The sequence below is a fragment of the Paenibacillus sp. NPDC093718 genome, from assembly GCF_050279985.1.
Classification (GTDB): Bacteria; Bacillota; Bacilli; order Paenibacillales; family Paenibacillaceae; genus Paenibacillus_AQ.
In genome coordinates this window covers 564,493-578,351 of the sequence record NZ_JBNNUS010000001.1, presented here as the reverse complement: position 1 = coordinate 578,351, position 13,859 = coordinate 564,493, and the positions used below count along the sequence as shown (strand labels likewise).

Annotated in this window: 12 protein-coding genes and 1 riboswitch; of the genes, 5 read left to right on the top strand and 7 right to left on the bottom strand. The window is 49.2% G+C overall.

The window, feature by feature from the left end; genetic code table 11:
* Positions 1 to 19: 19 nt before the first annotated feature.
* Positions 20 to 122: riboswitch (TPP riboswitch) on the bottom strand.
* A 183-nt stretch (positions 123 to 305) separates the two neighbouring features.
* Positions 306 to 908 (bottom strand): nitroreductase family protein, encoded by a 603-nt coding sequence (locus ACQKPA_RS02770; protein ID WP_427489167.1) that lies wholly within the window; start codon positions 906 to 908, stop codon positions 306 to 308.
* A gap of 541 nt (positions 909 to 1,449) precedes the next feature.
* Between ACQKPA_RS02770 and ACQKPA_RS02765 the strand changes: the two genes are divergently transcribed.
* From ACQKPA_RS02765 to ACQKPA_RS02745, 5 genes are all read left to right on the top strand, one after another.
* Positions 1,450 to 2,403, top strand: a complete 954-nt coding sequence (locus ACQKPA_RS02765) for an ABC transporter permease (RefSeq protein WP_113057399.1) — start codon at positions 1,450 to 1,452, stop codon at positions 2,401 to 2,403.
* A complete protein-coding gene (locus tag ACQKPA_RS02760; protein ID WP_427489164.1) occupies positions 2,393 to 3,340 on the top strand; it encodes an iron chelate uptake ABC transporter family permease subunit in 948 nt (315 codons plus the stop codon). Before ACQKPA_RS02765 ends, ACQKPA_RS02760 begins: the two co-directional genes overlap by 11 nt.
* Entirely contained in the window at positions 3,337 to 4,095 is a 759-nt protein-coding gene (locus ACQKPA_RS02755) for an ABC transporter ATP-binding protein (RefSeq protein WP_076325073.1), read from the top strand. Before ACQKPA_RS02760 ends, ACQKPA_RS02755 begins: the two co-directional genes overlap by 4 nt.
* Positions 4,096 to 4,293: 198 nt before the next feature.
* The gene (locus ACQKPA_RS02750; protein ID WP_427489162.1) at positions 4,294 to 5,265 is read left to right on the top strand and encodes a siderophore ABC transporter substrate-binding protein; all 972 of its coding nucleotides are present in this window, start codon (positions 4,294 to 4,296) and stop codon (positions 5,263 to 5,265) included.
* A gap of 180 nt (positions 5,266 to 5,445) precedes the next feature.
* Positions 5,446 to 6,870 (top strand): NAD-dependent succinate-semialdehyde dehydrogenase, encoded by a 1,425-nt coding sequence (locus tag ACQKPA_RS02745; RefSeq protein ID WP_427489160.1) that lies wholly within the window; start codon positions 5,446 to 5,448, stop codon positions 6,868 to 6,870.
* 158 nt (positions 6,871 to 7,028) lie between these two features.
* Here the strand turns inward: ACQKPA_RS02745 and ACQKPA_RS02740 are convergent, their stop codons facing one another.
* From ACQKPA_RS02740 to ACQKPA_RS02715, 6 genes are all read right to left on the bottom strand, one after another.
* Positions 7,029 to 7,991: a Gfo/Idh/MocA family protein gene (locus ACQKPA_RS02740; protein ID WP_427489158.1), complete on the bottom strand. Its 963-nt coding sequence runs from the start codon at positions 7,989 to 7,991 to the stop codon at positions 7,029 to 7,031.
* Positions 7,992 to 8,184: 193 nt separating this feature from the next.
* Entirely contained in the window at positions 8,185 to 9,168 is a 984-nt protein-coding gene (locus tag ACQKPA_RS02735) for a Gfo/Idh/MocA family protein (RefSeq protein WP_427489156.1), read from the bottom strand.
* 125 nt (positions 9,169 to 9,293) lie between these two features.
* Positions 9,294 to 10,316 carry a Gfo/Idh/MocA family protein gene (locus ACQKPA_RS02730; RefSeq protein ID WP_427489154.1) on the bottom strand — a complete coding sequence of 341 codons (1,023 nt, stop codon included), beginning with the start codon at positions 10,314 to 10,316 and terminating at the stop codon, positions 9,294 to 9,296.
* A gap of 44 nt (positions 10,317 to 10,360) precedes the next feature.
* Positions 10,361 to 11,197: a carbohydrate ABC transporter permease gene (locus tag ACQKPA_RS02725; RefSeq protein ID WP_427489152.1), complete on the bottom strand. Its 837-nt coding sequence runs from the start codon at positions 11,195 to 11,197 to the stop codon at positions 10,361 to 10,363.
* A 16-nt stretch (positions 11,198 to 11,213) separates the two neighbouring features.
* Complete coding sequence (locus tag ACQKPA_RS02720; RefSeq protein WP_427489150.1) at positions 11,214 to 12,155, bottom strand: carbohydrate ABC transporter permease; 942 nt, start codon at positions 12,153 to 12,155, stop codon at positions 11,214 to 11,216.
* Positions 12,156 to 12,202: 47 nt separating this feature from the next.
* The gene (locus tag ACQKPA_RS02715; protein ID WP_427489148.1) at positions 12,203 to 13,465 is read right to left on the bottom strand and encodes an ABC transporter substrate-binding protein; all 1,263 of its coding nucleotides are present in this window, start codon (positions 13,463 to 13,465) and stop codon (positions 12,203 to 12,205) included.
* Positions 13,466 to 13,859: the final 394 nt, after the last annotated feature.

Sequence of the window (13,859 nt, the reverse complement as noted above, 5' to 3'; positions counted from 1 at the left end):
ATGCCTACGAAAGGAAATAAACATAAATGCTACACTTCCCCACGCTAGTATGACCTAGATCGGGTGATAAGGGTTAACGGCAGCCCGCCGTCTCTCAGCACATGGCACCCCTAGTACAGCCAACATCTTATGTAGTTGGTTACCGCAAGTTTTGCCCCCGAACTTCATGTTGTCGTAGAAGTTCATGGGTTCTTACCTGTGTAATTGTATCGTTTTGCGATCGGATTTTCAATCTTTGCTTTATAAAAAAAACCGCCTGTCCCAGTTGCAGGAACTTAGGGAGGCGGCTTATTTCATCTGTTTGATTAGTTATATACTTTCACGCGATCTTCCAGCGGTGCAAATTCTTTTTCGCCTGGTTCAGCAACCGGCTTGCCGAAAGGCATTTGAGCAATCAGCTTCCAGCTTTCCGGGATGTTCCATTCGGATTTTACTTTTTCGTCGATCAGCGGGTTGTAGTGCTGCAGGGATGCGCCCAGACCTTCTGCTTCAAGGGATGTCCATACTACAAATTGCAGCATGCCGTTGGATTGGTTGGACCAAACCGGGAAGTTGTCGGCATAAGCGGCAAAGTTTTGTTGCAGCCCGGCAATGACGTTGTTGTCCTCGAAGAACAATACCGTACCGTAACCAGCGCGGAATGAAGCCATCTTGTCGGCAGTGGATTTGAATGCTTCTTCATCGCCAACAACTTCCTTCAGGATGCCTTCCGTGATGTTCCACAGTTTATCGTGCTGTTCGCCAAGCAATACAACGACGCGTGCACTTTGGGAGTTGAAAGAAGACGGAGTATACTTAACCGCTTCGTTTACGATTTCCTGAATACGCTCGTCCGAGATAACGGATTCTTTGCTAATCCCGTAATAAGAACGGCGATTTTTGAGTGCAGCTGAAAAATCTTTAGACATTGAAAAAAAACCTCCTGGTGTAATCGAATTTGCATACGCCTGATAAGAAGATGTCCCTTACTACAAGCAAATATGCATTTTACGTTATTAGCCATAATTTCAATTATCATTCCATATTAACTTACGTTTAGTTAGAAATAATAATTATGTTAGGATATTAATATAACTTAGAGGGATTGTCAACGACTTTTAATATTTAATATTATTTTTCTTATCCATTTAATAAGAATTGAAACCGTGTAGTTTTTAGAGAAGTCTCATTATGACAGTAACCACATTAAAGGGAGATTTAACTAAAGAGTGGTTCTTCCTGAGGATATGAGCTATGCTTCCTTGAAACTTCATATTATGAACAATTCATGAACAAAATATACATGTATGAACCAATTAATTGATTTTGATTCTCAATTATACTTGTCGAGCCAGTATGAGGATGATATAATGCATATCAGAACGCGATTGATAATCAATCTCAATGAGAATGATGACGAAAATTGCAAGATCCCGGATACTTAGAGACATACGCATAGAAGGAAGAGCCATGAAGATTAGATACTTATTTGCAGCCGTTGTGGTACTCTCGATAATCTCATTATTTATTGGAGTTAAAGATATCTCGCCACTGCAATTGTTCTCGATGACAGAACAACAACAGCATATTATGCTTGTCAGCCGGATTCCTAGGCTTGTCAGCCTCATATTGGCGGGTGTTAGCATGAGCATCTGCGGATTGATCATGCAGCAGCTCAGCCGCAATAAGTTCGTGTCTCCCACCACGGCAGGTACGATGGACTCTGCCAGACTGGGCATATTGGTAGCCATGCTTGTCTTCACGACAAGCGGACCGCTTATCAAAATGCTTGTGGCATTTGTATTCGCTCTGGCAGGAACCTTTATCTTCATGAAGATACTGGATCGGATTAAGTTCAAGGACGCGATCTTCATCCCGCTCGTAGGGCTGATGTTTGGTAATATCGTCAGTTCGATCGCCACCTTCTTTGCATACAAATATGATCTTATTCAGAATATGTCCGCATGGCTCCAGGGTGATTTTTCCATGATCATGAAGGGCCAGTATGAAATGCTCTATATAAGTATCCCGCTTGTGATTCTGGCGTATCTGTTCGCCAACAAGTTTACGGTGGCCGGAATGGGAGAGGAGTTTGCTACCAACCTGGGCCTTCACTACCGGAGAGTTGTGAATCTGGGACTGGTCATCGTGGCGCTGGTTACAGCTTCCGTCGTGCTGACGGTCGGCGTGATTCCGTTTCTTGGTCTGATCATACCTAATATTGTCAGTTTGTACTTAGGAGACCATTTGAAAAAAAGCCTTTCGCATACCGCGCTGCTGGGGGCCGGGTTCGTACTGTTCTGTGACATCCTGGGCCGGATCATTATTTATCCCTATGAAATTCCGATTAGTCTAACCGTGGGCGTACTCGGAAGCGGTATATTCATTTTCTTACTGATGAGGAGAAAGGCTTATGACTTATAAAGCCAAACTCGGCCTGTTGGCCGCAGCGGCAATCATCCTGGTGGCAGTCTTTCTGTTCATTGATCTTGGCGGCAATTGGGATTACGCGCTACCGAGGAGAATCAAGAAGGTGCTTGCCATTATTCTGACCGGCGGAGCAATTGCTCTGTCTACCACGGTGTTTCAAACGGTCACGAATAACCGGATACTGACGCCTAGCGTTATGGGATTGGATTCCTTATATATACTGGTCCAGACCACCGTCATCTTTGTCTTCGGATCCTTCACGCTGTACAAACTGGGCAGCAACGTTAACTTTCTGATTAACGTTGGTGCGATGATCCTGTTTGCCGGAGTCTTATATAAGATTCTGTTCAAAAGGGAAGGGAACAACATTTACTTCCTGCTGCTGATCGGCATGATCTTCGGAACCCTGTTCTCCAGCATGTCTTCCTTCATGGAAGTGCTGATTGACCCGAACGAGTTCCAATTTGTAGCCGACAAAATGTTTGCCAGCTTTAACAATGTGAAGACCGAGCTTTTGGTCCTTTCCGTCATTGTCGTAGCGTTGACCTTGCTGTACTTTGCCCGATTTGCCAAGTACCTGAACGTGCTGGCACTAGGTCGTGAGCAGGCGATCAACCTTGGCGTGAATTATGACTATGTTGTGAAGCGGCTTCTTATTGTGGTTGCCGTTCTGATCTCGGTGGCTACCGCTTTGGTAGGTCCGATTACATTCCTCGGGCTCCTGGTGGTCAATGTTGCGTACGAAGTGATGAAGACATACAGGCATTCATATTTAATAGCAGCATCCATACTGATTAGCGTTATCGCACTGGTCGGCGGTCAATTGGTTGTAGAGCGGGTGTTCACGTTCTCTACAACGCTCAGCGTCATTATCAACTTCATCGGCGGTGTCTACTTCATATACCTGCTACTAAAGGAGAGTAAAGCATGATCCAGGTTACGAACGTATCGAAAGTCTATGGCGGCAAAAAAGTCGTTGATAACGTGTCGGTTACGATCCCGAAAGGTCAAATCACTTCCTTTATCGGCCCGAACGGTGCCGGCAAGAGTACGCTGCTGTCCATGATTAGCAGATTAACAGGCAAGGACAGCGGACAAATTACGGTGGACGGTAAAGAGGTTAGCCAATGGAAGAGCGGCGATCTGGCGAAGAAGGTTTCGATCCTGAAACAATCGAACCATATCAGCCTCCGTCTGACGGTTCGTGAGCTTGTATCCTTCGGTCGTTTTCCTTACTCTCAGGGCAGATTGAACGCGGAAGACGAGAAATACGTGGATGAAGCGATTTCCTATATGGAGCTTGGGGATATGCAGCATAAATATCTTCATCAGCTCAGTGGCGGTCAAACCCAGCGTGCTTACATAGCGATGGTCATTGCCCAGAATACAGAGTATATCCTGTTGGATGAGCCACTGAACAATCTGGACATGAAACACTCCGTACAGATTATGAAGATTCTCAGAAAGCTTGTCGCTGATCTGAACAAGACGATTGTCATCGTGATTCATGACATCAACTTCGCTTCGTTCTATTCGGATTACATTGTGGCATTGAAGGATGGAGCCATTGAAAGCGAAGGGAAGACCGAGAATATCATTCAGAGCAATGTGCTTCGCGGAATCTATGACATGGACATTGAGATCGAAGAGATTAATGACAACCGGGTGTGCGTATACTACGGCTAAGCGGCATGATATTAGAGAGTAGAGGATAAGGATTCTGGAAGATAACAGCACGGAATCCTTATCAAATACAAGGACAGGGCTGCCTTGGATATAGGACGGCATGGTTTAATCTGTTCATATTGAATTACATATTCAACCATAAATTCAAAAATATGTTCAATTATAGAAGCTTTTAATTATAAAAAATGGGGTGTAACAATGAAAAAATGGTTGGCTTTATTTATGGTAGCAATGTTCACGTTTGTACTCGCGGCTTGTGGTCAAGACGATAAAACAAGTGGCACGGGTGGCGGAGATGCAGCTGGAGATACACCGGCTGCAACTGAAGAAATCACGATTACCCATCAACTGGGTGAAACACCTGTCAAGAAGAATCCTTCCCGCGTCGTTGTTTTCGATTTTGGTATTCTGGACTCTGTCGATAAATTGGGTATTGAGGTTTTGGGCGTTCCACAAGCCAATATCCCGGCCTACCTGTCCAAATTCGAAGACAAGAAATACGAGAATGTGGGCAGCTTGAAAGAGCCTGACTTTGAGAAAATCAACAGCATTAACCCGGATCTGATCATCATTTCCGGCAGACAGCAAGATGCGTACGAGGAACTCAGCAAAATTGCTCCAACCATCTTCCTGGGTGTTGATACAAGCAAATACATGGAATCCTTTAAAGCAAACATGAACACGCTGGGTCAAATCTTTGGCAAAGAAGCAGAAGTTGAAAAAGAGCTTGCTACGATTGACGAGAACATCAAAGCTTTGAATGAGAAAGCTACAGCAACCGGCAAGAAAGCATTGATCATCTTGGCTAACGAAGGCAAAATCAGTGCATACGGACCAGGTTCCCGCTTCGGCATTCTGCATGACGTGTTCGGTTTCGGAGCCGTAGATCCTAACATCGAAGTCAGCACACATGGTAAAGACATTTCGAATGAGTACATCGTTGAGATGAATCCGGATTATCTCTTTGTTGTCGACCGCGGTGCAGCGGTTGCCACGGGCGAAGGAGCTTCAGGTGCTAAAGCGGTCGTTGAGAACGAGCTTGTGAATACAACGAACGCGGCAAAAGAGGGTAACATCGTTTACTTGAACCCGGATTTCTGGTATCTTTCCGGCGGCGGCCTGACGTCCGTATCCGAAATGATCACGGAAGTAGACGCAGCTATTAAATAAGTTTAGCGAATTCGTCATGAATATAGGAAACACTGGAGCTTTCGTATAAAGCTCCAGTGTTTTATTTTTTTGCATTAGGGTAAGTGGGTAACGGATAATAAGAAGGACGGATCGTGACCGTAGCAGATGATGATCAACAAGCAATCACAGCCATGAAGAGACGATGAGGAGGTCTTTACTATGTTTCGTAATCAAATCTATATTGCTGGACAATGGATTCAGACCGAGGAACAGATGGATGTATATAATCCGGCGGATGGAAAGGTGATCGGCACCGTTTCCAAGGCCGGCAAGAAGGAAGCCGGGCTTGCCGTTGATGCGGCAGCCGATGCGTTTCCGGCGTGGTCCCGCAGAACGGCGAATGAGCGGGGGGAACTGCTGCGCCGCTGGCATCAGCTCATAGCGGAACATACGGATGAATTGGCGCGGATTATGACAACAGAGCAGGGGAAACCGCTTAAGGAAGCAGCGGGCGAGATACAATATGCCAACAGCTTTGTGTCCTGGTATGCGGAGGAAGGCAAACGAATCTACGGCGAGACTATACCCGGATCATCCAGCCGGCAGCGCATCATTGTAACGAAGCAGCCCGTTGGCGTAGTAGCAGCGATTACCCCGTGGAACTTCCCGGCATCCATGATTACCCGCAAAGTGGCGCCTGCTCTGGCCGCCGGCTGCACCGTGGTGATCAAGCCATCCAGCGAGACGCCGTTCACGGCCATCAAGCTGGTGGAGCTTGCCGATCAGGCCGGTATTCCAGCCGGGGTCATTAACATCGTAACCGGAGCTTCAAGCGACATTTCCGGTGTGTGGCAGGCAGACAGCCGCGTAAGAAAGCTGTCTTTTACCGGATCAACCGAAGTGGGGAAACAGCTGATGGCCGGAGCTGCCGCTAACGTCAAGAAAATATCGCTGGAGCTTGGCGGCCATGCGCCGTTTATCGTGACGGATCAGGCTGACCTGGATCAAGCAGCTGCGGGATTAATCTCCTCCAAATTCCGCAATGGGGGACAGACCTGCGTATGCGCCAACCGGGTTTATGTGCAGGAAGGGATTGTGCAGGAGTTTGCCGCGAAGTTTGCTGAGCTAGTGAAGGAATTGAAGGTAGGAAATGGACTGGATAACGGCGTTGATATCGGTCCTTTGATTAACCGGGACGCTGTGGATAAAGTCGTGAGGCAGATCAAGGACGCGCAAGAGAAGGGCGGCGTCATACTAGCAGGAGGTCAATTGTTACCGGAGCTGGGCCGCAATTATATTGAACCGACGGTCATTATGAACGCAACCGACGACATGGAATGCATGAACGAGGAAACCTTCGGCCCCCTTGCTCCAATTGCCACGTTCAAATCGACAGACGAAGCGGTACAGCGTGCCAATAATAGTCCCTATGGATTAGCTGCCTATGTCTTTACACAGAATCTAAGTGAAGCGGTCAACATTGCGGAATCGCTGGATTACGGGATTGTGGGCGTGAATGATCCGGTGCCCTCGACGGCGCAAGCGCCGTTCGGCGGATTTAAAGAGAGTGGACTTGGCCGGGAAGGCGGGCACTACGGAATGGATGAGTTCCTGGAGGTGAAGTACATTTCGCTTGGTTTATAAGAGCGAAATGGGCTCAACGCTCCCATGTAATAACGCGCAAGCGGCAAGCTGCCCGGAGACAATGTGCCTTGATGCGTTGCGTGATATGAACTAAACATGCTTAACCCAAAATGAAGGGGCATGCTCAAGGTCTACAGACCACGAGCATGCCCTTTTTATTATGATTGCAGAATGACGGGTTTGCCGGTCTCCGCGGATTCATTGGCGGCCAGCGTTACTTCCAGTGTCTTGAAGCCGTCTTCATAAGATGCCAGCACGAGGCTCGGGTCGTTGTTACGAATGGCGTCGATCAAGGCATTGGTAAGGTTTTTGTAAAAGTCCGTTTTGCTCCGGTACACGATTTCTTTCTCCTTGTCTACAATGGAGAGCGTGGTTCCGTCCAGAACTGCGCGGAAGTCGCGGCCCATGATCTCGATCCCGCTGCGATGATCGAACTGGATAAATCCAGTTTGCATATGGCCGACGGCTCCGGAATCCAACACGAATTGGATGGCGCCCACATCCGGAATGTCGAGGTCCGGAATGTCATTCACCAGCAGCAGCTTCATATCGGCATACAGGCGGGTGATATCGCCGCACAGATAGCGAACCAAGTCGATGGTATGCGTGGACTGCTCAACCAACTGCCCGCCGGATAATGCCTTCTTACGCCACCAAGGAGTCGGTACAGGTGTTGTTATGTAGTGAGCGCGAACCATACCGATTTTTTTGTCCTTGAGAAAATCTTTGGCGATCGCAACAATGTCCAGGTACCGCAGACAGTAGCCGGAAGCTGCTATGATTCCGCTTTCAGCAATGACTTTGGCTTTGTGTCGGACAGACTGGGCGTCCAGCCCCAGCGGCTTCTCCACCATCAGGTGAATGCCCTTTGCGGCTGCCTGTTCTTCGATATCACCATGGCAAAATGGCGGAATGCATACATACAGCACATCCAGCTGCTCTTGCTCCAGCATCGTGCTGCCGTCCGTATAATAAGCCGTACCGTACAGCTCGGCCTGCTGCTTGGCTAACACTTCATTCGTATCGCATATCGCGGCCAGCTGAACATATTCGTTCCCGTGAAGGTTTTTGATATGGACGGCGCCCATGCCTCCCGCTCCAAGCACGCCTGCTTTTATCATAGGTTGCCTCACTCCTGATCGTATAGGATGTTGGTTCCATGTTCCGGTAACTCGATTACTCACACGTGATTATAGCCCCGCTATCCATATTATTCAAGCATTCATTTGAACCTGGATTAACGGATTCGCTATGAAAAAAAGCACAGAAGACCTCCTCGAATACCACGAGTACGACTTCTGTGCCGGTTAACGATTACAGCTCCGACAACGCGATCGTCCGCTTGTGTGCGGATGATCGGTAGGCGGCTACGGCCACGGCAAGTGCCTTGAGCCCATCTTCACCAGTGACGGATGCCTCCGCAGCGTCGGAGGAGATCGAAGCTACGAAATCCCTGATCAGGCTGGCATCCATGCTATCCCCCCATGCATGATGGCGGTATCCGGAATCATCGGTGTAGACGTGCAGTTTCTGGCTGGTGGCATTAACGCTTAGGGTCCCGGCAGAGCCGATAATCTCCAAGGTGACGTCGCCCCAGGTCGGGAACTCCTTGTTCCGCGACCAGCTGCAATCCAGCGTGGCAAACACGCCATTATGGAACTCCATAGTCAGAATGCCGCAATCATCGATAGAGGATTCCGAGATGAGATGGTCGACTTCGGCATACACGTCCTTCACCTCGGCGCCTGTAATCCAGCGCATGATATCGGCGACATGCACCGTATGATCAATGACGGCACCTCCGCCGGATAGCTTGGGATCGATGAACCAACCGCCGGGATTGCGCCCGCGGTTTGTCCCCTTCATCGCCAGAATACGGCCTAATTTTCCCTCGTCTACCATCTGTTTGGCTCGAACGACCGTAGCATTGTAACGCACGGGGAATGCCGTTTGCAGCAGCACGCCGCTTGCTTTGCACGCATCAATCATGTCTTGTGCATCCTGTATATTGGTCGAAAGCGGTTTTTCGCAGAGCACATGCACCCCGGCTGCGGCGGCGGCAAGTACGTGCTCCTTATGATGGACATTCTCGGAGGTGACAATGACACCATCCAGGCCTTGACCAAGCAGCTCGTGATAATCCTGATAATAGGCTGTTCCGAAATACTCGGCGTATTTCCGTCCGCGCTCCTCTACAGGATCGGCTATGCCGACAAGCTCTACGCCTTCGATCCCCTGCAGCGCTTTGGCATAACTGAACGCATGCATATGCGCAAAGCTGATTACTCCCAATTTCATAGCTTTCTCTCCTTCTAAAAAAGATGAGAAAGGATAACCACCAGAGGTGTATCCTTCTTATCCCGTAAGAAAAATGATCCGCTGCATGCGGTCTGACTTTTGAAAGTGCGTCGATCGCCTTTGCCTCATGTTGAGGCGAGTGTGAGCGCATCGTCCTCGATAACCACCGGCTCGCCGGAGGCCATGGAGGCAAGGGCGGCAAGCGCGATACGAAGGGCTTCGTATGCGTCATTTGCCGAGATGAGCGGCTCGCTGCCGTCACGGATACACGACATGAAGTGTTCCAGTTCCCGGTAATAGGGACTCCGTTCAAGCGGGCTTTCCGGTACGACGACGCCGGGAACGGTAGCGGCACTGCCCCGCGTTTTGAAGAGGAGAGGGCTGTCCTTCGCGCTGTCATAATCGATAACGCCGCTTGTGCCCGCCATCTCTAAATTCATGGAGAAACCCTCGTGAGCCCAGGTGCCTTCCACATGCGCGATGACACCACTACGGAAACGAAGGGTTACCAGCGAATAATCCAGCTGGGCCTGATGACGGCCATGGAGCCCTTTGGCATATACGCGCTCAACCTCGCCAAAGCACCAGCGCAGGTAATCAAAATCATGAATCATTGCGTCCAGCGTAATTCCGCCGCTCGCTCCGAAGTCACTGTACCAATGGTTCCAGCCGATCGGATAACCGCCGCCCCGCCCTGCCCGGATGACAGCGGGTTTGCCGATGCTGCCCTGATCCAGAAGCGACTTGGCCTTCACATATTCCGGAAAGAAGCGGAGAACGTGACCCACGAATAAACGCACGCCTTTATCCTGGCAGTAGTTGATCATGAAGCGTGCATCCGCTTCGCTTCTGGCGAGCGGTTTCTCGCATATGACATGCTTGCCGATGTCCGCGGCTTTGACAACAGAGTCCTTATGAAGCGGGGTTGGCAGGCAGACGTCAATGACATCAATGCGATCCGCACCCAAACCTGCAACTGCTGCTTCGAATGAAACATAGGCCTGTGCGCCGTATCTATCCGCCAGCTGCAGCGCTTTTTCCGTCCGGATATCGACAATCCCGGCAAGCTTAACGCCCGGCATTGAAGCATAGGCGGCGGCATGAGTTTTTCCCATGGTGCCTGCACCAATAACTAACACCTGTAACATTTCCGCACACTCCTTTTTTCTGCATGGTTCGAGCGAACCGTGTGCTATCCTTTAATCCCGTTCATGGCGATCCCTTCAATAAAGTAACGCTGAAGGAAGATAAACAGGATGATGATGGGGAGGGTAGCCATTAAGGCGCCTGCCATCAGCAGCGGGTAATCGGTGGAATGCTGTCCCTGGAAGCTGGATATCCCGATCGAAAGGACACGCATCTCCTCGGAGCTCGTCATGATGAGCGGCCACAGCAGATCGTTCCATGAGGCTAATATGGTGAAGATCGCCAGGGAGACGAGAGCCGCCTTGGATAAAGGCAAATAAATATTCCAGTAAATTCGGAAATAACTGCAGCCGTCGATTTTGGCCGCTTCCTCCAGGTCCTTCGGCAGCGTCATAAAGAACTGTCTCAATAAGAATGTACCGAAGGCACTGAATATGCCGGGTACGATCAACACGTAGAACGTGTCAAGCCAATTGAACTCGCGCATGATAACAAAGCTCGGAATCATAACAACCTGGGAAGGGACCATCAATACGGCCAGGAGCGCGAGAAAGATGGCGTTCTTGAAAGGGAATCTCAAGCTGGCAAATGCATAGGCTGCAAGGGAGCACAGAATGAGCTGTCCAGCTGTTCGTCCCACCGTCACGATAACGGTGTTCAAATAATAGGTTCCGAAATCAATGGTTTGGATGACCCGCAGGTAGTTATCCGGGTGCCATTCCACAGGGAGCCATTGGGGCGGAACGGACATGGAATCCGCAAAGGACTTGAAGGATGTGGATATCATCCACAGAAACGGCATAATCATGAGCAGCGCCCCGACAGCTAAGAGGATGTGGACCGCCAGACGGCTTGCTTTTCCAGCATCGGTTGAAGTATTCACGTCTACACACCTCCTGTTATTGGTAGTGGACCCAGCGCTTCTGAATATACATCTGGACCATGGTGATGATCAGAATAACGATAAACAGAATGAAGGCCTGCGCTGAAGCGTAACCCATATTGAAGTATTTGAAGCCGTCTTCCCAGATGCTGTATACAACCGTTCGGGTGGATTCCAGCATCGTGGTCTGTTGATCCATCATGATGAAGATCAGGTCAAACACCTGGAACGAATTGATGAAGGACATGACCAAGACAAAGAACAGGCTGGGCGTCAGCAGAGGCAGCGTAATCCGGAAGAACTTATACAGCGTTCCCGCTCCGTCAAGCGAAGCCGCCTCATAATAGCTGCCGGAGATGCCCTGCAGTCCGGACAGCAGAATGACGGCATTGTATCCGATGCTGCTCCAGACACTGACGAGCACGATGGAGAACAAGGCGAATTTCTCATCGAACAGCCAGTTGGGCTGCGGCAGGTTCATGACACCCAGCACGTGGTTGATCAATCCGAATTCGGAGTTGTACAACCATTTCCACACCATGCCGACCGCGATCGGCATGGTGATGACGGGAATGAAATAGAAGGTGCGGTAAAAGACCATGCCTTTGATCTTCTGGTTCAGGAGCACGGCCAGCACCGTTGCGAGTGCAACGGATAACGGCACCGTACCGACGGTGTACAGCATCGTGTTCAGCATGGAACCGGTGAATTTGTCGTCCTTCATCAAATTTGCGAAGTTATCGAATCCGATGAATTGAGGTGAAGTTAGTCCATCCCACGACGTAAACGACAGGAACAGGGATGCTGCGGAAGGTGCCATATAGAACAGACCGAGGCCCAGCACGACAGGCAGAATGAAGATATACCCCCAGACAGCTTCGTGTACGGCGAGTTTCCCTGCTTTACGCCTGGTTGTCGTTTTAGGAGGTTCTATGGTCACAGTAATGGGAGAGCTCACAGGCTGCACCGTCCTTTCTTAATTTCCGTTTTGGGAGCGGCTGCTCGTCATTTGGTTTCTGTCGCAAGGATGGCATTCATCTGTTCGCCGGCATTTTTTAATGCTTCTTCAAACGATTTCTTTCCGAGGAAAGCCGCCTGAATTTCCTTCACTTCAGCGTCCTGCCATTCTGCGGTTTTCTGGGATACCGGATAAGGCACGGCAAACTCCAGGCTGTCCACGAACACCTGCAGATCAAGAGAAGGAATGGACTTCAGCCAGCCGCCCTCCGTGCCTTTGTACGCAGGCATCGAGAATCCCGATTCGGCGAGTAATTCCTGGCCTTCCTTACCGGAAAGAACTTGAATCAGCTCCCAGGATTCCTGCTCGACTTTCGTCTTGCCGTTGATGGCCCAGCTGAGTCCATGAACGATCGATGCCTTTTCCTTGCCGGCAGGAAGTTCAGCGACACCGAGCTTGTCGCCGAGAAGCTTATACAACTCAGGCGAGTTAACCGATATCCCCGGGAACATGGCCGCCTTGCCGGAGCCGAACAATTGGCGGGACTTCGTTTCAAGCTGCTGCTGCGCATTCGGAGAGTAGCCTTTCTCAATCAAGCTCTGCTGCCATTTGAATGCCGAAAGTGCTTCCGGCGTATCGTAACCGGACGTTTTTTTGTCGTCGGATATCACGTACCCGCCAGCCTGGGCAATATAGTTGTAATAACCGATTTGGCTGTCGATCGGCGTAATATAGCCGTAGATTCCGTTTGATTTATCCGTCAGCTTGGCTGCGTTCTCTTCTACCGTTTCCCAGGTCCAGGTATCGTCGGGATATGGCAGCCCGGCCTTGTCAAATAGTTCTTTGTTGTAAAAAAGTCCGACGGAATCCTGGAAATAAGGAAGTCCGTGAAGCTTACCCTGATAGGAGTACATATCGACGAGCGCTTCGGTATAAACCGAGGTGTCCAGACCGCTTTGCTCAATTAGGGGAGACAGGTCTTTAATTAGACCGGAGGAGGCATAGGAATGAAAGTTAGGGCCGTTCATCCAGTAGACGTCAGGGCCGCTGTTGCCGGCGAGGCTGGTTTTCAGCTTGGTCCAATAATCGGCCCAAGGGGTGTAAGTTACTTTCACTTCAACATTTGGGTGCTTCTCATTGAAAATTTTAATGGACTTGTCCAGCGTGTCCCGCACATTTTCGTCCCATAAAGCGACGTTGATGACCTTCTTGCCGTTATCTCCGCCAGAGGCATTGCCGCCTCCGCAAGCGGACAGTAACGCGGTGAACACGAATAATATCGAAATCAGGACAGCAATTCTTTTTTTCATCAGATAACCCTCCTTGAATTCACATAATTTTTGATCAAGCGTGGTTGGTCGTACGGCTTGTTCGAAGTGAATCGGACCCCTTAAGCGCCCCCTTTATGTAAGTAATGTAAAAAGCAATAGTTATTCCATAAGTCGAAAAAAGTTAACATCGAAATGCTATCTTTCTTGACAGAACAACCAGCTTCTATTGCGAAAGATTATATAATTACCTTGTTTATTTTTCAAGATAGCGATTTCAAATCCTTTTAAATTCTTTTTTTCACAATATGAGAGAGTCGTTATCATATCTTACGCTGTGTGTTATTTCGATTGGTGGAATAAGTTTTTGTTCGGTTCTGGAACATGTTATAGTGATGCTATCCTCATTTTTCCGATACAGAAAGTCATACTATAT

What these genes read in the sequence shown, in the direction of transcription:
- ACQKPA_RS02770 (WP_427489167.1), bottom strand. Translation starts at nt 908, where the DNA reads ATGTCTAAAGATTTTTCAGCTGCACTCAAAAATCGCCGTTCTTATTAC.
- ACQKPA_RS02765 (WP_113057399.1), top strand. Translation starts at nt 1,450, where the DNA reads ATGAAGATTAGATACTTATTTGCAGCCGTTGTGGTACTCTCGATAATC.
- ACQKPA_RS02760 (WP_427489164.1), top strand. Translation starts at nt 2,393, where the DNA reads ATGACTTATAAAGCCAAACTCGGCCTGTTGGCCGCAGCGGCAATCATC.
- ACQKPA_RS02755 (WP_076325073.1), top strand. Translation starts at nt 3,337, where the DNA reads ATGATCCAGGTTACGAACGTATCGAAAGTCTATGGCGGCAAAAAAGTC.
- ACQKPA_RS02750 (WP_427489162.1), top strand. Translation starts at nt 4,294, where the DNA reads ATGAAAAAATGGTTGGCTTTATTTATGGTAGCAATGTTCACGTTTGTA.
- ACQKPA_RS02745 (WP_427489160.1), top strand. Translation starts at nt 5,446, where the DNA reads ATGTTTCGTAATCAAATCTATATTGCTGGACAATGGATTCAGACCGAG.
- ACQKPA_RS02740 (WP_427489158.1), bottom strand. Translation starts at nt 7,991, where the DNA reads ATGATAAAAGCAGGCGTGCTTGGAGCGGGAGGCATGGGCGCCGTCCAT.
- ACQKPA_RS02735 (WP_427489156.1), bottom strand. Translation starts at nt 9,168, where the DNA reads ATGAAATTGGGAGTAATCAGCTTTGCGCATATGCATGCGTTCAGTTAT.
- ACQKPA_RS02730 (WP_427489154.1), bottom strand. Translation starts at nt 10,316, where the DNA reads ATGTTACAGGTGTTAGTTATTGGTGCAGGCACCATGGGAAAAACTCAT.
- ACQKPA_RS02715 (WP_427489148.1), bottom strand. Translation starts at nt 13,465, where the DNA reads ATGAAAAAAAGAATTGCTGTCCTGATTTCGATATTATTCGTGTTCACC.